This window comes from Marinovum sp. E3, assembly GCF_055755275.1.
This window is the reverse complement of the sequence record NZ_JBVTQV010000005.1, coordinates 103,501-120,574: the sequence shown is the minus strand read 5'-3', so window position 1 is coordinate 120,574 and position 17,074 is coordinate 103,501. Positions and strand designations below refer to the sequence as shown.

16 protein-coding genes and 1 pseudogene are annotated in these 17,074 nt (G+C 61.4%); 8 read left to right on the top strand and 9 right to left on the bottom strand.

Annotated features, from left to right (window positions below):
* From AC0J5K_RS21430 to AC0J5K_RS21415, 4 genes are all read right to left on the bottom strand, one after another.
* Window positions 1-521 (bottom strand): TniB family NTP-binding protein (locus AC0J5K_RS21430; protein ID WP_007803198.1); only part of this gene is annotated, 521 nt, incomplete at its 3' end.
* Window positions 522-627: 106 nt separating this feature from the next.
* Window positions 628-1,419: a TniQ family protein gene (locus AC0J5K_RS21425; protein ID WP_008335465.1), complete on the bottom strand. Its 792-nt coding sequence runs from the start codon at window positions 1,417-1,419 to the stop codon at window positions 628-630.
* Window positions 1,416-2,297 (bottom strand): TniB family NTP-binding protein, encoded by an 882-nt coding sequence (locus tag AC0J5K_RS21420; RefSeq protein WP_024099410.1) that lies wholly within the window; start codon window positions 2,295-2,297, stop codon window positions 1,416-1,418. The genes AC0J5K_RS21425 and AC0J5K_RS21420 overlap by 4 nt, the downstream gene beginning before the upstream one ends.
* Window position 2,298: 1 nt before the next feature.
* On the bottom strand, window positions 2,299-3,933 hold the full coding sequence (locus AC0J5K_RS21415) for a Mu transposase C-terminal domain-containing protein (RefSeq protein WP_024099411.1): 1,635 nt from the start codon (window positions 3,931-3,933) through the stop codon (window positions 2,299-2,301).
* Window positions 3,934-4,076: 143 nt separating this feature from the next.
* Between AC0J5K_RS21415 and lnt the strand changes: the two are divergent.
* A pseudogene (lnt, locus tag AC0J5K_RS21410) lies at window positions 4,077-5,081 on the top strand (apolipoprotein N-acyltransferase); the annotation flags it as partial.
* Between the two features lie 261 nt (window positions 5,082-5,342).
* Here lnt and mntR read toward each other — a convergent pair.
* Window positions 5,343-5,801 carry a manganese-binding transcriptional regulator MntR gene (mntR, locus tag AC0J5K_RS21405; RefSeq protein WP_050532592.1) on the bottom strand — a complete coding sequence of 153 codons (459 nt, stop codon included), beginning with the start codon at window positions 5,799-5,801 and terminating at the stop codon, window positions 5,343-5,345.
* A 109-nt stretch (window positions 5,802-5,910) separates the two neighbouring features.
* On the opposite strand from mntR, the gene AC0J5K_RS21400 reads away from it, so the two are divergent.
* From AC0J5K_RS21400 to phnE, 4 genes are read left to right on the top strand one after another with little or no spacing between them, the layout of a single operon-like run.
* On the top strand, window positions 5,911-7,776 hold the full coding sequence (locus tag AC0J5K_RS21400) for a cytochrome c peroxidase (protein ID WP_050532593.1): 1,866 nt from the start codon (window positions 5,911-5,913) through the stop codon (window positions 7,774-7,776).
* The gene (locus AC0J5K_RS21395) at window positions 7,776-8,651 is read left to right on the top strand and encodes a phosphate/phosphite/phosphonate ABC transporter substrate-binding protein (RefSeq protein WP_274563377.1); all 876 of its coding nucleotides are present in this window, start codon (window positions 7,776-7,778) and stop codon (window positions 8,649-8,651) included. The genes AC0J5K_RS21400 and AC0J5K_RS21395 overlap by 1 nt, the downstream gene beginning before the upstream one ends.
* Window positions 8,648-9,430, top strand: a complete 783-nt coding sequence (locus AC0J5K_RS21390; RefSeq protein ID WP_159965608.1) for a phosphonate ABC transporter ATP-binding protein — start codon at window positions 8,648-8,650, stop codon at window positions 9,428-9,430. Before AC0J5K_RS21395 ends, AC0J5K_RS21390 begins: the two co-directional genes overlap by 4 nt.
* Window positions 9,430-10,188 carry a phosphonate ABC transporter, permease protein PhnE gene (gene phnE, locus AC0J5K_RS21385; protein WP_048535504.1) on the top strand — a complete coding sequence of 253 codons (759 nt, stop codon included), beginning with the start codon at window positions 9,430-9,432 and terminating at the stop codon, window positions 10,186-10,188. The genes AC0J5K_RS21390 and phnE overlap by 1 nt, the downstream gene beginning before the upstream one ends.
* A 3-nt stretch (window positions 10,189-10,191) precedes the next feature.
* Here phnE and AC0J5K_RS21380 read toward each other — a convergent pair whose 3' ends face one another.
* Together AC0J5K_RS21380 and AC0J5K_RS21375 are read right to left on the bottom strand one after the other, a co-directional pair.
* Window positions 10,192-10,701 carry a L,D-transpeptidase family protein gene (locus AC0J5K_RS21380; protein ID WP_420398424.1) on the bottom strand — a complete coding sequence of 170 codons (510 nt, stop codon included), beginning with the start codon at window positions 10,699-10,701 and terminating at the stop codon, window positions 10,192-10,194.
* Window positions 10,702-10,767: 66 nt separating this feature from the next.
* Window positions 10,768-13,164 (bottom strand): heavy metal translocating P-type ATPase, encoded by a 2,397-nt coding sequence (locus tag AC0J5K_RS21375; protein ID WP_432760099.1) that lies wholly within the window; start codon window positions 13,162-13,164, stop codon window positions 10,768-10,770.
* Between the two features lie 169 nt (window positions 13,165-13,333).
* Between AC0J5K_RS21375 and AC0J5K_RS21370 the strand changes: the two genes are divergently transcribed.
* Window positions 13,334-13,603, top strand: a complete 270-nt coding sequence (locus AC0J5K_RS21370; protein WP_005613342.1) for a hypothetical protein — start codon at window positions 13,334-13,336, stop codon at window positions 13,601-13,603.
* Between the two features lie 39 nt (window positions 13,604-13,642).
* Here the strand turns inward: AC0J5K_RS21370 and AC0J5K_RS21365 are convergent, their stop codons facing one another.
* A complete protein-coding gene (locus AC0J5K_RS21365; RefSeq protein WP_005613343.1) occupies window positions 13,643-14,308 on the bottom strand; it encodes a L,D-transpeptidase in 666 nt (221 codons plus the stop codon).
* A gap of 202 nt (window positions 14,309-14,510) precedes the next feature.
* Window positions 14,511-15,578 (bottom strand): hypothetical protein, encoded by a 1,068-nt coding sequence (locus AC0J5K_RS21360; protein ID WP_050532597.1) that lies wholly within the window; start codon window positions 15,576-15,578, stop codon window positions 14,511-14,513.
* A 226-nt stretch (window positions 15,579-15,804) separates the two neighbouring features.
* Between AC0J5K_RS21360 and AC0J5K_RS21355 the strand changes: the two genes are divergently transcribed.
* Window positions 15,805-16,689: a recombinase family protein gene (locus tag AC0J5K_RS21355; RefSeq protein WP_274563336.1), complete on the top strand. Its 885-nt coding sequence runs from the start codon at window positions 15,805-15,807 to the stop codon at window positions 16,687-16,689.
* On the top strand, window positions 16,690-16,881 hold the full coding sequence (locus AC0J5K_RS21350; protein WP_423135767.1) for a DUF4143 domain-containing protein: 192 nt from the start codon (window positions 16,690-16,692) through the stop codon (window positions 16,879-16,881).
* Window positions 16,882-17,074: the final 193 nt, after the last annotated feature.

Below are 17,074 nucleotides of genomic sequence, written 5' to 3'. Positions count from 1 at the left end.
ACCCCGGACTTCTCGAGCCGCCGATGGGGGTTCGCATGGCGCGACCAAACCGGCGTCCATTTTGCGATTGCGTCATCGGTGATGCATTCATCACCTGTGACAATGGCGTCGATGGAAAGATCCTTGATCAGGGCGAAGATGCGCGAGGTCACCCCGCCGGTCAGCGCAAGTATCTGCTTTAGTGACTTGACCTTCAGATTGGATTTCTTCTCGAGGGGCATTGCCGCGATGAGTGTCTGGATCATGTCCGAGAACTCGGCGTCGTCGCGCCAGTTTGGAAGGTGATGTTCGTCCAGCCGCCTGGCAAGCTGGATATCACCACGGATGGCATCGACGGCCTCGCTGACCCCCAGGCAGACCAGCGACACTTCGAGTTCATTGCTGAGATACCGCAGAACATTGAGAAAGCGGCGCTGTTCGCGGTGGGTCCCGGCCAAGAGGTTGTGGACTTCGTCGATCATGATCATCCGCAGGCCAAGGTCGCGCAAGAGCGCGACGACACGGACTTCGAGGGAGGCCACATTTTGAGCGCGCGCGCTCAGTGCCGTGGCCGGTGCCCCGACGGTCGCCAGGTGTCGCGTTGCCCTTAAATCTGAGACACGACGCGTTCGGGGATATTTTTTGCCCTTAATTATGAGATTCCACTGCCATCGCGCCTATGCTTTTCGCGCGCTGCCGGGCGATGTAAACAACCGCGGCAAGCAGACGTGGCTCCTTATCGAAGGCGCGCAATAGAGCAACCCTTGCATAGTCGTCGATGCCGGAGCTTGAGATGGCCGCTTTGACCAGTGGACGGGATTGGGCTGCATCAATTGCAGCAAGGCCAAACAGCCTTACTTCCAGCCTGTGGCCCTGAAGAGCGTATAACGGATCTCCGCGGAAGGCCTTTAATGATATGGCAAAGGTGACCGCGCGCATTGCGCGCCGAAATTGCTTGGAGCTGCGTAATCGCGCGGCGTATTCAAGCCGCGCGGCGCCGTTGCGCGCACGATTTATCAGCTTTTCGGGCATCTGTTCGCCACTGGCCTTGCCGAGCGTCGGCACAAGTCTCGTCCCACAAACCTGGCAGTCGAATGCCCAGGCTCGCCTCCAATGCTTGAGCGAAAGGCCCTCTCTGGAACATTGCAGGCAATGCTGGAATGGTATCTGGGCCGTCAGCGAGGCTTCTCGTGTCGTCATTGCTGGGAAGGTCAAAGATCGCACAACATCTGGGTCAATCCGTGCGGCGTTGGCAATCTTCGCCGCCGCAGCCGCGTCGACGTTGAAGTTCAAGGCGGTGCCATGCGCGGTATCGATTCTGAGATGAGCCAGTAGTTCCGCATCATCACAGTAGTTGGCCGCCGCCAGCCTAGACAACCAACCTGACAACAACTCGTCGGGCAGCGGCGCGACAGTCTTGGGCAGCGGGTGCGGCTTCACACCCCGGACTTCTCGAGCCGCCGATGGGGGTTCGCATGGCGCGACCAAACCGGCGTCCATTTTGCGATTGCGTCATCGGTGATGCATTCATCACCTGTGACAATGGCGTCGATGGAAAGATCCTTGATCAGGGCGAAGATGCGCGAGGTCACCCCGCCGGTCAGCGCAAGTATCTGCTTTAGTGACTTGACCTTCAGATTGGATTTCTTCTCGAGGGGCATTGCCGCGATGAGTGTCTGGATCATGTCCGAGAACTCGGCGTCGTCGCGCCAGTTTGGAAGGTGATGTTCGTCCAGCCGCCTGGCAAGCTGGATATCACCACGGATGGCATCGACGGCCTCGCTGACCCCCAGGCAGACCAGCGACACTTCGAGTTCATTGCTGAGATACCGCAGAACATTGAGAAAGCGGCGCTGTTCGCGGTGGGTCCCGGCCAAGAGGTTGTGGACTTCGTCGATCATGATCATCCGCAGGCCAAGGTCGCGCAAGAGCGCGACGACACGGACTTCGAGGGAGGCCACATTTTGAGCGCGCGCGCTCAGTGCCGTGGCCGGTGCCCCGACGGTCGCCAGGATGTGCAGATAGAACCGTCGTTCGTCGGGAGCTGGTGGTGCTTGTAACAGTAACAGCGGCGTTCGCGTAATTCCCGATGCTGGGTCATATTCCGGTGCATATCTGCGCGAAAGATTGCGGGCGATCATCGTCTTTCCGATCCCGGACGCGCCATGCACAAGAAGGCCAGGCATACGGGTTTGCCTTGGCGCTTCGATCATACACTGCAAACGGTCCAGAACTTGTTCGGCCCGCGGAAAGCCAATCCAGATATCCGATTGAATGAGGGTGATCCGACCGTCTTCCTCTGTTTTTCCTGCCCTCAATTCACCATCTCTCCACCTTGAACAATGGGCGCGATGTATCACCCGTATCGATCGCGCGCAGCCCTTCGGTTGTTGAGACGGCCGAGTTGGCGCCCTCCAATGTCCCTTTTCTTTCACGGGATCGGCGTTCGGCCCTCGTCAGGCTCCGGCTTTCAGACTCGATTTGGCGTTGCTGTCGGATCAGCTCAGCCAGGACCAGCTCATTGGACCCGGACTTGCCAAGGGCACGGGCATTCCTCATGGCTTCGCGATATTCCCAGAGCGACACAGGCGGAATTTCCAGGTTTCGGTACCGAGCTTCGACGTATCGGTCATTATCCAGTTCGACCCAGATCACCGAGAGGTCGCGAGGGTCGTAGCGGACGACCACCTTTCCATCCCCGCGCCCGATGTGGCCTGCAAGCGCATCGGACCAGTACCGTATCTGGAACAGATGGATGCCGTCACGCCTGACCTTGCGCAGTTCACTTGGCAGAAAGCTCACCCGAAAGGCTTCAATCTCGAAGGGGATATCGCCCATCATTTGCTCTGAGAGCGCCTCCCATTTGGCAACGGGCGTGCAGCCAAGACTTGAATGAATGCTGTTGTTGTAGCGGCAGATTTCCAGAGCAAACCAGCGATCGAAGTCGCTTAAGGTCATCGTGGCCATGCCCTCGGCGTCATAGTCGCCCTTGGCCACGACCGAGGATTGCGTTGTTCCAGGCAACAGGTGCACGGCCCCCATCATCGTGCCGATCAATCGTTCGATGTGCCCTCCGAAATGAGGACTGCCTGGCGGCCGATAGACCAGATCGATCCCCCATTCTGCACATGCCGACCGAAAGGCATGCGACCGGAAATCGCGCCCGTTATCGACGTGGATGCTATGCGGTTTACCCTGCGCGGGCCAAGGAACATTGCGCACCAATTCCGCCAGAAGTTCCGCCTTGGGGGCCACAGCCTGTGTCAGGCAAAGCGCCACCGACAGACGCGAAGGTGCCTCGAGAGAGGTGTAATATCCGGTCACCATCCGCGTTGCGACGTCGATCGCCAGCGTGACCCAAGGCCGCCCAATTGGTTTGCGTTCAAAACTGTCGACGAGAATGATGTCCGCAGGCGTATGGTCGATTTGCACGACCTCCAGTGGCCGGTTTGCCTTGTTGTCGCCTACGACCGGCGCAAATTTCTGGCGGGCCGCCTTTGCGCCTTCGCGTGCCTTGGCAATTTCACGGGCATCCATTGCATCCAGCCTGCGCTGAACCGTCCGACGTGTCGGCGGTTGCAAGCCCTGCTGCCAGCACGCGCTTCGGATTTCTGTCACGATGCGCGACAGGCTTGGGCGTTCCCGCCGTAAGAAATAACGGCGAAGATGTTCTTCGATCACCGCTTCCACCTTGCCGGATATCAAGGTTGTACCAGTCGGGCGGCCCCGTTTCCGAGAAGCCAGCGCGCTGGTGCGCCCACCCTCTTCGGCCAGACGCTTTATCCAGCGCCAGACAGTCGCCCTGCTGACACCAAGCTCCCAAACGGCGTCATTGATGCCACTTTCCAGACTGCCAGTTCCTTTGAGATATGCCTGAACAAGCGGACGCAGAACGGCCGCCCTGCGCGCCTCCTCAGCACCAGCGGCAACGAAGTCTTCGCGATCATCATCCATCAATATTTGCCACACGAAGCTGCGAACCCTGTCTCAGGTTTAAGGGCAAAAATATCGGATTTAAAGGCAAAATATCATATTTAAGGGCAAAGCAAGGCCGTTGATTTCGTTGGATTTCTCATCTCACAATTAAGGGCTACGCGACACCAGGTGTGTTGACTGTGGCGGCGCCAAAGAGACGCGCGCCTGTTCACGTGCTCTTCGCCGTTGCTGTGACGGGTCTCTGGGTTGGCGGTGCGCTTCGGTCAGGGCAGGACGTGCCGCCGACAGACGTTGCTTTGCGCATCGTCCAAGGCAATGTGCCACAAGTCGAGAAGTGGGAACCGGGCAGCCGCCAGCGAGCCTTAGAAAAATACCTGGGCTTGTCCGCGCAACCCGGACGTTTCGATGTGCTGCTTTGGCCGGAAACGGCCTTCCCCGGCTTTCTGGATGAAGATGCTGCGGCACGCGCGCGGATATCTGCAGCTTTGCCAGACGGCAGGATCCTACTGACAGGTGCGCCTGACCGAGTGGAGGGCGATGGGGGAACCAGATATTTCAACACGGTTCAGGCATACGATGGCACCAGTGAGATTCTGACGGGATATGCAAAACATCATCTCGTTCCGTTTGGCGAATATGTGCCGCTGAGAGGCTGGCTGCCCATCGAACGACTGACGGAAGGGTTGGGCGATTTCACGCCGGGACCAGGGCCGCGCACGCTGGCGATCCCTGGCGCGCCTCTGGTCGCGGTGGCGATCTGTTACGAGATCATCTTTCCGGGCCACGTGGTCGATGACCTTTTCCGTCCCGACTGGATATTCAACGCCACAAATGATGCCTGGTTCGGAACCAGCATCGGACCCGAGCAGCACCTCGCCTCCGCGCGGATGCGCGCGGTCGAGGAGGGGCTTCCCGTGGTCCGGGCGGCCAACACTGGGATATCCGCGATCATCGACGCCAATGGAAATGTCGTCGCGCGTCTTGATACCGGGGAAACAGGCACCATTGATGCCGGCCTGCCGGGCGCGCGTACTCCAACGCCCTATGCGCGGTTCGGCGACTGGACCTTGTTGGTTCTTGTTTTTGGGTGCTGGGTCTTCGGCTGGCTGGCCAGTTTGCTCGGACGAGATCCCGATGCGCGGCATTTTGGAACGGAGGTATCCTGATGCTTGTGATCGTGAGCGCTATCGGAGGCGCGATCTGGGGTGGCTATCTGGCACGACGGAGGAGGGGGAATCACCTGGATATCCTCCAATATGCGGTAGCGTCTGCGATCGCCTTCGGACTTGTCGCCCTGTTTGCAACCATCGTGCTGTCGCGGGTTCTCGGCTAGCGAGCTTCGAAATTGCGCAAACGTGTCAGCGGCTTGAAGACCCGATAGCTCGAGGTCCCGATAGAGAATCGCGCGAATGTGCATCTAGGCGAGCTCATTTCTGATTGAGCCGTCGCTCGAACGCCTCCAATGTCGTCCCGCTGACGTGATGCTCGATCCCTTCCGCATCGCGTTCCGCGGTCTCTTTGTCGATTCCCAGGCTCAGAAGAAAGGCGACGACGACCCTGTGGCGGCGTCGACAGATCTCCGCGAGGTCCTGCCCGGCATCGGTGAGGAATATCGCGCGGTATGGCTCCCGCCGGACCAGACCAGCAGCCTTGAGCCGCGAGATGTTCTTGGTCACGGTCGGCGGCTTCACGCCAAGCCGCTCGGCGATCTCGACCGGTCTGGCCTCCCCGCGCGTCTCGATCAGTTCCGCGATCAGTTCGACGTAATCCTCCGCCATCTCGCTTTCATGTGCCTGACGCACGGTCGCAAAGCCATCGGCCTGCGCCTCGGGAGCCCGGTCGACCGCTTCGAATGGCTCACGCCCTTGTGATTGTAGCTTTGTCATACTCGGGACTTTGCAGCGAAACAGCGGGATTGACAACTTGTTTGCTTCGGCTAGATAAGTTAGCCGTGTCTAACTTTGTACTTTGGAGGCCGTGGTGATGCGAAATATTATGAGAGTGCTGCTCGCCACACTCGCAAGTGCGCTCCTCCTGTCCGGACCTGTCGCCGCGACGCCGGCCAAGGAGGCGCCTTGGCTTCCCGAGGCAGCGGCCTACCGTCTGACGCTCTTTCTTGGAAATCTCGAGCCTCTGCCCTGGGACGACATCGAGACCGCCTGGACGGAACCCTACCGGGGTTCGGAATTCTCTGTCGGGGCGCTGGCGTGGCTGGACCGCAAAAGCGATATCGAGCCCGACGGTCTCCTGGACGCTATAATGCGCGAAGACCTGCAGGCGGTCTTCGCCGAGGCGACGCGGCTTGTAGCGCTCAGGATTGAGGAGAATTTGGACCGTGCTCTCGCGGCCGAAGAATCGGCGACAGCACAGCTGGCGGTGCAGACGGCACGCGAACTCTACCGTGCGTTTGAGGATGGTATCGCGGCGGCCGATCCCGAAGCTGCAAGACGCATCGGCCTCGCCTGGCTGGAACTCAACAGCAGCACAGGTTCCGCTGGTGTTCTCGGCGCTGGCGCCACATCTGCGGATCGCGACACGATGGAAGCCGCCCGTGCAGTCATCTCCGGCTATCTTGCGGAGAACTACCTCCTGGACAGTTTCGCTCCGCGCCGGACGCTGAGCGCCCTGCCGGAAACAGCTGTGCTCAGCGGAAAGGCCATCGAGGTACCGCCAAGCCTGCCGCCTGGGTCCGACATCTTCGATCAGGACCCGCTGCCGCTGCTCGTGCTCAACTTCGAGGAACAGGGCATCGACGAGACCGATCTGCCGCTTGTTGCCTACGGCGACATGCTGTTCGACAGCGCGCAACTCTTTGGAAGCCCGGCGCAGGATCTCGGGATCGCCTGCTCGACCTGTCACAACCGCTCGGACGTCAACCAGCGGCTCTTCATCCCCGGCGCCAGCCACCAACCGGGCGCGATCGACGTGGACGGCGCCTTTTTCAACCCGATCTTCAATGACAGGCGCGACGACCCGCTCGACATTCCCAGCCTGCGCGGCTTGCGTTTTACCGGTCCCTACGGCCGCGATGGCCGCTTCGCCTCCTTGCGCGATTTTACCCGCAACGTGGTCGTCAACGAGTTCGGCGGGAAGGAACCGACGCCCTTCATGCTGGACGCTCTCGTCGCCTACATGCTCGAATTCGACTTCCTGCCGAATTCCATGCTGACGACTGATGGCCGTCTGACCGATACGACCCAAGAGGCCGCCCGGCGCGGCGAGGAGATCTTCAATACGCCCTTCGCCCGGCTCGGCGATCGGTCCTGCGCCAGTTGCCACGTGCCAGACGCGAACTTCCTCGACCGGCAGGCCCACGACATCGGCTCAGTCGCGCCGGGCTACGAGGGGGCCCGCGCCGGTGCGCTGGACACGCCCACGCTGCTCGGCACGGCCTATACCGCCCCCTATTTCCACGACGGGTCATTGCCGACGTTGGCCGCCGTCGTGGACTGGTTCGACGAGACGAAATCGCTTGGGCTTACCGAGGAAGACCGCGCCGACCTAACCGCCTATCTCGAGACCGTTGGCGCGGCAGACGAGCCCTATGAAGCCTTCGACACCGAGAACACCGCTTTCCGGCTGGCATTCGCCGAACTGACGACCTTCGCCTCGACAATCGATACGCTACTGCCGCGGCGGGACGCAGAGCATATCCTGCTGCTGACCGACACCGTGGCTGCGGACCTTTCGGCCGACGCCAGCACCATGTCGAACCTCCCCGCCCGGCCCGAGGTCTATGCGCTGGCCGAGCGGCTGGCCGCGGTCGGCGCCGCCGTCCGCGTGGAAGACTGGGAGGCCGCTGAAGCAAGCTGGACCGCGTTCAAGTCCGAAGCCGACGCAATCGAAGAGAGGGCATTCTGATGCCGGTCCATCTGACCCGTAGAACGATACTGACCTTGGTCGGCGCGGGCGCGGTGTCGCTGGCGACACCTCTCGCCGCGCAAGACGTAACCCTGCGGCTTGCCTTCATCCCGCAAGAGAACCCCGACAAGCTTCTGGGGGACATCGAGGCCATCACCGGATGGCTGGCAGAGGAGATCGGCGTCCCCGTCGAGGGGTTCGTCACCATCGACCATGCAGCGGCGGTCGAGGCGCTGCGCAACGGCGACGCGGATATCTCCTTCATGGGCGCCCTGCCCTTCGTTCTGGCCGAGGCCGAGATCGGTGCCGTGCCGCTCCTGTCCGAGGTCTACCGCGACGCGCCGAGTTATACGGGCCGCATCTTCGTGCGGCGCGACAGCGGCATCGGCGCGCTCGCAGACCTGCGCGGGCGCGACATCGCTTTTGCCGATCCGATTTCGGAATCGGGCTATCTCTACCCGCTCGCCGAATTCGTAGAAGCCGGGCTGATCGAAGACCCCGGACAGGCGGAAGCATTCTTCGGCCGCGTCTTCTTCGCGGGCGGCTACCAGCAGGCGATGCAGGCGATGGCCGAAGGCCTGGTCGATGCCGCAGGCGTCAGCCAGTATGCCGACCTGCTTCTGACGCCGCAGCAACAGGCAGAGGTAACCTGGATCGCGGAAAGCGCGCCGATCCCGAGCCATTTGGTGATCGCTCGCCCGGGGCTCGATGCCGCTCTGCGGGACCGTTTTGTCGACGCAATGCTGCGGCTCAACGAGCCGGAGCACCGCAACAAGCTGCGCTATTTTTATGGACCGGATGGGTACGTCAGGGCCGACGGCGCCGCCTATGACGGCGTACGCGATATGGCACGGCAATACGGGCTGTTGCGATGAGCACAGCTGTCGAAGTAGACGACCTGAGGTTTGCCCATACGGGCGCGGACCTCCCGGCGCTGGAGCGGGTCTCGTTTCGGGTTTCGGCGGGCGAGAGCGTCGCTTTGCTCGGCCCGTCCGGGGCGGGCAAGACGACCCTGCTGGCACTGCTCGACGGCAGGCTCCAAGGCTGGAGCGGGCGGGTATCGGTTCTGGGTGCGCCGCTCGATCCCGACCGTCCGCCGCCGAGCGCGCGCCGTCCGGATACCGGTTTCGTGTTTCAGGAGTTTGCATTGGTCGAGCGTTCCTCGGTTCTGCGCAACGTCCTGAATGGCCGCCTGGGGCGCATGTCGCCGCTGCGGGCCCTGTTGGGATCACCGACCAAACATGATCTGGAGATTGCGCGCACGGCACTTGCCGATTGCGGAATTGCCGATCTTGCCGAACGCAGGGTCGACAGCCTCAGCGGCGGGCAGCGGCAGCGTGTGGCCATCGCACGGTGTCTGGCGCAGGAACCGCGCCTAATCCTCGCCGACGAACCGGTGAGCAACCTCGACCCCGCGCATGCATGTGAGATCCTGGCGCTGCTGACCGGGGCGGCGCGAACGCGCGGCGCGACGGCGCTGTTTTCGTCGCACCAGCCCGACCTGGCGCGGCGTTTCGCGCAGCGCATCATCGGCATGCGGGACGGGCGGATCGTGTTCGATGTACCGACCTCCGAGTTGAACGATGATGCGACGGCGGAGCTCTATCGGGAGGTAGGGCCAATCCCCGGTATCGGCCTCAGGGCGGTGTCCTGATGGCGTTCCGCGGGTTTGGCGGCATTGCGACGAGCGGTCTGATCGCAGCCGCGATCCTGTGGTCCTTCGCCACGACCGATGTCGAGTTCTCGCGACTTCTGTCGGCCGGCCCGCGGATCGCCGATTTCTTCGGCCGGATGTTTCCGCCTGACCCGACGGTGATGGCCGAGATCAAGAAGGGCAGCGCGGAAACGCTGAGGATCGCGATCCTCGGCACCCTCGGTGCTGTGATCCTGTCCGTTCCCCTCGGCATTCTCGCGTCTGAGACGATGGTATCGCCTGCGGTGTTTCGGCCGATCCGAACGCTGCTTGCCTTCATCCGGGCGATTCCGCTGATCCTCGTGGCCATGCTCATGGTGGGCGCTGTCGGGCTCGGGCCGCTGCCCGGCATCATCGCGGTCGCCTTTCATGCAACGGGGATGCTCGCCAAGTTCTATGCCGAGGCGATCGACGGCGTGTCCCGCGCGCCGATCGCAGCACTTGAAAGCGCGGGCGCCGGGCCGCTCGTGCGGCTCAGATACGCGATCTGGCCGCAGATGGCGCCGGTCGTCGCCCGCGACACGATTTTCCGGTTCGAGTTGAACCTGCGCGAGTCGCTGATCCTCGGCATTGTCGGCGCGGGCGGGATCGGCTTTTACATCCAGACCTACGTGCGCTCTTTCCAGTATGATAAGGCGGCCAGCGTCACGATTGCCGTCGTCGTCATGGTCATCGCTATCGAAGCCATCAACGTTGCGCTGCGCCGTCGCTTCACCTGACGATCAGGCATAGATGTCGATGGGGGTTCCGTCCCTGACCATGGCGTAGATATCCTCGATTTGCCGGTCTGTGACGGAGATGCAGCCTGCGGTCCAGTCGCGCTTGTTCATCGGGTCGATCCCCTTGCGCGGCCCCCCGTGGATGAAAATGCTGCCGCCCGGCGATTTTCCTTGCGCCTTCGCAAACGCGATATCGGCCTCGTTCGGGAATGAAATGCCGATGGAGAGGTGGAAGAGGCTGTCCGGGTTGCGCCGGTCAATCAGATAGGAGCCCTCCGGCGTGCGGCCGTCTCCTTCGAACTGCTTGTGGCCTTCGGGCGCGAAGCCCAATCCGATGGGATAGGTCCGCAAGACATCATCCGTTCCGTCAAGAACCAGCAGCCGCTGCGCCTTGTATATACGCAGCCGGGTCACTTCGGGTCCGTTGTAGGACCGGAACTTGCTGGCACAGCCAGACAGGAAGGTGGCCAATCCGCCCAACAGCAAGACCCGCCGTGGAATTCTGGTATTCATCACTGCTCGACGCCCCTTTTGCGAGGTCTGGTTGATGTCAGACGTTACTCTACCGAAACCGCCGGATCAATGACCGTGCGCCAGTGCTCCTTTCGCCATCTGCTCGCCCACCGGTTCTCCGCCTGAAGGCCCGGCCTCAACCTGATGGCCGTTCAGGAGCCGAAGTGCGTTGGCGACCACCAGCAGAGACACGCCTACATCCGCAGCAATGGCGCCCCACATTGAGGCCATACCGAACGCGGTCAGCCCGACGAACAGCGCCTTGGTCGCCAGCGATATGCCGATATTCTGGTGGATGATCGTCATGGCACGGCGCGAATGGCCGATAAGCCAGGGTACCTTGCCGATGTCGTCGGTCATCAGCGCGATGTCGGCCGTCTCGATCGCGGCATCCGATCCGACAGCGCCCATGGCGATGGCATAATGCGCCCGCGCCATGGCCGGTGCGTCATTCACACCGTCGCCGATCATCGCCACCATGTCGTGGCTTTCGACGAGTTCCTCAATGGCCGTCACCTTGTCTTCTGGCAAAAGTTCGGCGCGCACCTCGTCGATGCCGACTTCGGCTGCCACCGCGCGCGCGGTGCGTTCGTTGTCGCCCGTCAACATCACGATGGTCTTCACACCCTGCGCATGCAGACGCGCAACGATCCCCTTTGCATCTGGGCGGATGCGGTCGCGAAGCTCCAGTACGCCGGTCACGCCGGTCTCGTCACCCACGGCAACGAGGGTGCTCCCTGCCCCTTCGATCCGATCCCGCAGATCCGCCGGAATGGCATTGCCGAACCCCTTCTCTTCGGCGAAGCGATCCGAGCCGAGCCAGATAGCGCGCCCGTCGGCGCGTCCTTCCAGACCGCGCCCGGGCACGGTACGGGTGTCCTCTGCGGCAGACACGGAAACACCATCGGCTTCGGCGCGCGAGAGGATGGCGCGTGCCAGCGGGTGTGAAGACCGCGCCTCCAGGCTTGCTGCCAGCGCCATGAGATCGCGTGCGGAAACGCCGACCAGTGGGTGAACCGCCGCCACCTCAGGCTCGCCCATGGTGATCGTCCCGGTCTTGTCCATCGCCAGTGCCGTGGTCCGCCCCGGCGCCTCGACATAGGCGCCGCCCTTGATGAGCACCCCCGCCCGTGCCGACGCGGTCAGCGCTGCCACGATGGAGACCGGCGTAGAAATGACCAGCGCGCAAGGACATGCGATGACCAGAAGGACCAGAGCATTGTAGAACCAGTAGTCCCAGGCGCCGCCGAGCAGCAGTGGCGGCACCAGCGCGATGGCGATCGCCAAAGCCATCACGATGGGTGTGTAGATGCGCGCGAACTTGGCCACCCACTGTTCGACCGGCGCGCGGCGGGCATGGGCATCGCCCACCATGCGAATGATTTTCGCCAGCACCGTGTCCGAGGCGGCTTTGGTCGCCCGCACCGTCAGTGTGCCCTCGCCGTTGATAGTGCCGGCATAGACCTCGTCGCCGGGCTCCTTGGGCACCAGTGCGCTTTCGCCGGTAATAGGAGCCTGATCGACGGCCCCTGCCCCGTCCACGACTTCACCGTCGAGAGGGATCCGGTCGCCGCCGCGCACGATAAACCTTGCATTGACTGCCACGGCAGCGGCCGGAACGTCGGCTTCCGATCCGTCGTCGTAAAGAACCCGAGCCGTAGGCGGCGCGAGGTCGAGGAGAGATGAAACCGCGTTGCGTGCGCGACCGACACTCCAGCTCTCAAGATAGAGCGACAAAGAGAAGAAAAACGCGACCGTCGCGGCCTCGAAGAATTCGCCGAGCCCGATGGCTCCTGCAACGGCCACCACCATCAGTAGGTTCATGTCTGGCGAAAGTCGCCGCGCCGAAGACCATGCCTTGGGCGCAACCAGCCAGACCCCAAAGAGGATCGCGACGGCGAAGATCCCTGCTTCCGCCATAGGCATAGGCACCTCGCCATGCCCCGCAAAGAGCCCGAGCGCGCCGCCCATGCCGGTCTCGACAATGTGAAAAAGGAATCCCGCCGCCCAGAAGCCGCCGCTCAACGAGGTAAAGCGCTTCTGACGTGCCAGATGCGCGGCCTGATCCTCTGCTGCGTTGTCGGCGTCCCACGGTTTTGTGCTCATGCCGGTACTCGCGACCAGTTGCGAAACCTCGTTGTCCGAAATTCCGACTGCGGTATCCAGAATCGTCATCCGACCATTGATGACATCGAACGCCAGATGCTCAGTCCCGCCGACTTTTGGACCGACCACCCTATTCAGGATTGCCACCTCTTCGGCACAATCTAGACCGGAAACTTGAAAACTTCGCCCATTCGAGGGGATGGATTGTGCCGGTCCCGTGTTGGCTCCAGCACCGCAGCACGCAGCACCTTTTCCATGAGAGTGGGGAACTACGCTCGCATGTTTGTGATCATCACCATGATCGTGACTGCAGTCAGAGCTGTGCTTGTGGTCGTGGCGGTGGCCATTGGAAGACATGGGATTGACCTCGGGATTCGTTCATTCCACATTGAGATAGCCCCTACAGTAACTAGAGCTTCAAGAGCAAAAACAGAAACTTGGTCAAATAAGGACACAGACCTGCGGAACCTTGAAACGCGCCGCTAAGTCTGAGGACGCGGCTGACCTGCCAAAGAGTGAGATAGATATGCTTCAAAAATATGCGGTGATCATGGTTGCAACATTGGCCCTGGCTGGCTGCGCGGTGCCTTCTAAGGAAGACAACGATCCATTCAGGATCGGAAATGTTCCAGAATCTGTCGCAGCCCTCGCTGCACCCGACCAGGATCTCATCACGGCACGGCTACGTCCCGAAGATAATTGCTATTGGTATGCCCATAGTGGGCCGGTGGAAACGACCTTGGTCCCGTTGCGATCGGCAGGCGGCAATCCCATCTGCGTCGCGCGCCAATCCTGATTGACGCGTCCAAGCGTCGGATTGACGGCGCGGCTTGGGTCAACTCTGCGGAGTCACGCTGTCCTCGGCCGAATATAGGAACGCCGTCGAGCCAATCTCCACATTCGGATACAGATCGTTTATGTGCGCCATGACCATCCGGACGCAACCGGAACTGGCTCGGCCGCCGATGCTTCGCGGCTGTGGTGTACCGTGGATGCGCAGATAGGTGTCTCGGTCCCCGACATAGAGATAAAGCGCCCGTGACCCGAGCGCGTTCTCAGGTCCGGGTTCCATACCGTCAGCGATGTCGGCGTAGAGCTCCGGGTCGCGGTCAATCATGTTCTGTGTTGGCTGCCAATGCGGCCACCTGACCTTGCGCTTGATCGTGTAGACGCCTGGCTCATAAAGTTTGCCACGAGCAATCGCTACGCCATAGCGCATCGCCGTGCCGCCTTCCTCGATATGGTAAAGATAGCGCGCGACAGCATCGACATGGATGTCACCGGCCACAAGACCATCTTTAGTTATAACCCGCTGCGGCAGAAAGCGCGGGTGCAGGCCCCACGGGTTTGATGTGGCTGGGTTATAGCCCGGCGGTGTAATCTGTGCATCCCAAGCCGCCTTTTCCGCTTCAGTGGGCCAGGTGTCAGCGAGGAGCGGACTCGAGATAGACGCCGAGAACAATGCGGCAGTCGTCTGGATGAAGTGTCGTCTTGTCAGCATGTATCGTGCTCCGCGCAGTTTCTAATTTGGTGCTGGATCTGTCAGATCAATTTCTTTCATGCTAAAACGTCTAGCCACTAGAGGTTCAAGGGTTAAATTTTCACTTAACCGCGAGAAGCAGAGAATAGAATAGCGATTTCAATGCTAGACGTTCACGCGCCAACTGGGTCAGCAAAGGGCTAAATCTGAAAAGGCTTCTCTACTATATCGTTGCGCGCCACATCCGATAGCGCCCCTGCCCGGTCACCTCACGGATCAGACCCCGCGCTTCCAACCAGCTAAGGTTACGTTGAACAGCGGCGCGGCTGGCGCCAGTCAAGATCTCGGTCATCGGTGCAGAGACGAGTGGCCACTCGATCAGTACAGCGCGAAGAGCAGGTGGCGTCTTGCCCGAGAGCGGCGCCATTTCGGTGTCTGCGCGCATAGCCCATGCCTCTATGTCGTCTAGGTGCCGCATCGCGCTCAGGGATGCTATCATCATCCCATCGAGCCAACGCGACAGACGGTCAGCGGGTGGGCCGCCAGCGCGCAGCCCCCCTGATCCGCCCATGGCCAGAGGTACAAAGACCGCCCCCCTTCCCGCACCGGCCGCAATCCTTGCGGCTGTGACTGCCGCCTCCATCCCGTCTCCGTGCTGTCCGAGACCCGCGAGGTTCCAGAGGTGGAAGCCCATGCAGGCGCGGCTGATCGGATGCAGATCGACAGCTCTCGCCATCAGATCCAGCCACCCGCTCGCACGATTCATGAAAGGTTCGGCATCATCACCAAGGTTCTCGGGGTCGCGGCGGTCGAGAAAGGCGGAAAGGTCCACCTCGGGCCCCGGCCCGCCGCTCAAACGGCGAACTGCCCATCCGACACGCGCGAGTGCTGCGGTGTCCTCCTGAACGCCTGATAGGCGCATGGATATCCAAAGAGCAAGGCGATCCGGGCCGATACGATCACCCACAAACCAGCTGAGGTCAGCTGCCTCGATCAGTGCAAGCCTGTGTCGCCATCCTTCGGGGCCGCGCTTCAGGCGGTCGTGCAGCGCGCCGACGCGACCAGCTACACTGGCAAGACGCGCGGCGAGGCCCGCCTCTGCTTTCCGCCAGTCATCAAGGACCTCGGTTTCACGCGGTTCGGTCCGTGGTCCGGGTGGCAGATAATCCGGCTCTTCTTCCATCGGACCGGGCAGGAACCAAAGATCCTCCTCTGACGACTGTCCCACCTCTTCAGCGTCGAGGAAGAGAGCATCAAAATCATCATGTAATGTAGGCGCTTGAGGCTTCATATGTGCAAAATACTAGAATTTTGCACTTTACTAAAGGGTTTTGTCAGAGTGCGACCACGCTCTTTATATGGTACGCGCGGGCGATGGTCGGCGAGGGCTCTCACATCGCGCTCAGCCTATGGAAACCAAGGGCTTTCCGCTGAACCAGGCCACAGAGAGCATCCTTGCATCCGTTTACAAACGGTCGTTTAGTAGTGACACCTAAAACTGCAAACGGACCGTTTTCATGCCCTTGATAGGCTACGCGCGAGTTTCCACGGAGGATCAGACCCCCCTGCCCCAGTCTGAGGCCCTGCAAACAGCGGGATGCGTCGAGATCTTTGAAGAGCACGCCTCAGGCGGCAACCGCGCGCGTCCTGTGCTTGCGCGTGTACTCGAACGTGTCCAGACTGGCGACACGCTGGTCGTCGTGCGGATCGACAGGCTTGCGCGATCTCTGTCGCACTTGCTGGAGGTGATCGAGCGGCTGGAAGCCAAGGGCGCATTCTTCCGGTCCCTACAGGACCCGATCGACACGGCATCGCCGCAAGGCAAGTTCACGTTGCAGGTTCTGGGCGCTGCGGCCGAGTTCGAACGTGCTCTGATCCGAGAGCGAACCAAGGCCGGGCTGGCCTCGGCCCGCGCCAAAGGGCGAGTGGGCGGCAATCCTGGGCTTCGCGCCAAGGATCCTGCCGCGCAGCGCAAAGTGCGGCTGGCGCGACAGGATGGCTACATGGAGCGCCTGAACGAGACAGCGCAGGATTGGGTGCCCCATGTGCGCCGCTTGCGCCCCGATATGGCTTGGGAAGACGTCCTGCGGATTATCAATGGCCCCCTGCCCCCAGATCGCCATTGGACCCAAAGCCGCTTGCTGCGCGCCGTTAAGGCCTACGTCCGCGACGGCTTTCTGTCCGCTGAGGTGCTGGGCCGTGCAGGACGCCGCGAAACCGACGACCGCCTCCCCGCGATCGTCGCCGGCATCAAAGGAGCGGACCCAGACATCACGTTGCAGGCGATCTGCGACCGATTGGAGGCAATGCGCGAGCGCACCCCTCGTGGGCGAACCAGTTGGCAGCCATCCTCGGTCAAAATGTTGCTTGAACGAGCGGAAAGGCTGGGGTTGTTGGGGTGAATTTCGACGCAAAGCCTGCTCGTCGACCTTATGCTAGTGCGGCAACTAAATCCTTGGCATGAAAATGTCGGGAAGCTTCTTGTCAAATTCCCAGAGGTCTATGTCCGGGACAGCGGGATCGTGCACGCCCGATTGAATATTGGAACTTCGGCGGGCGTACTTGGGCACCCGGTCGTTGGCAGCAATAGGTAAGGCTTCTGCATCGAAGTTCATCTTGCCACAGTGCCTTCTGGTCCAGAACAATTCTTCTATCGCTCCTCTGCCGGGCCCAACTTGATTTGGTCCTTCGCCCGCCGGATGGCGACATCTGGGCCATCGAAATCAAACGTACGACGACACAGAAGTCACTCGCGACTTCCATATGGGTGCGGAAGATATCAAGGCG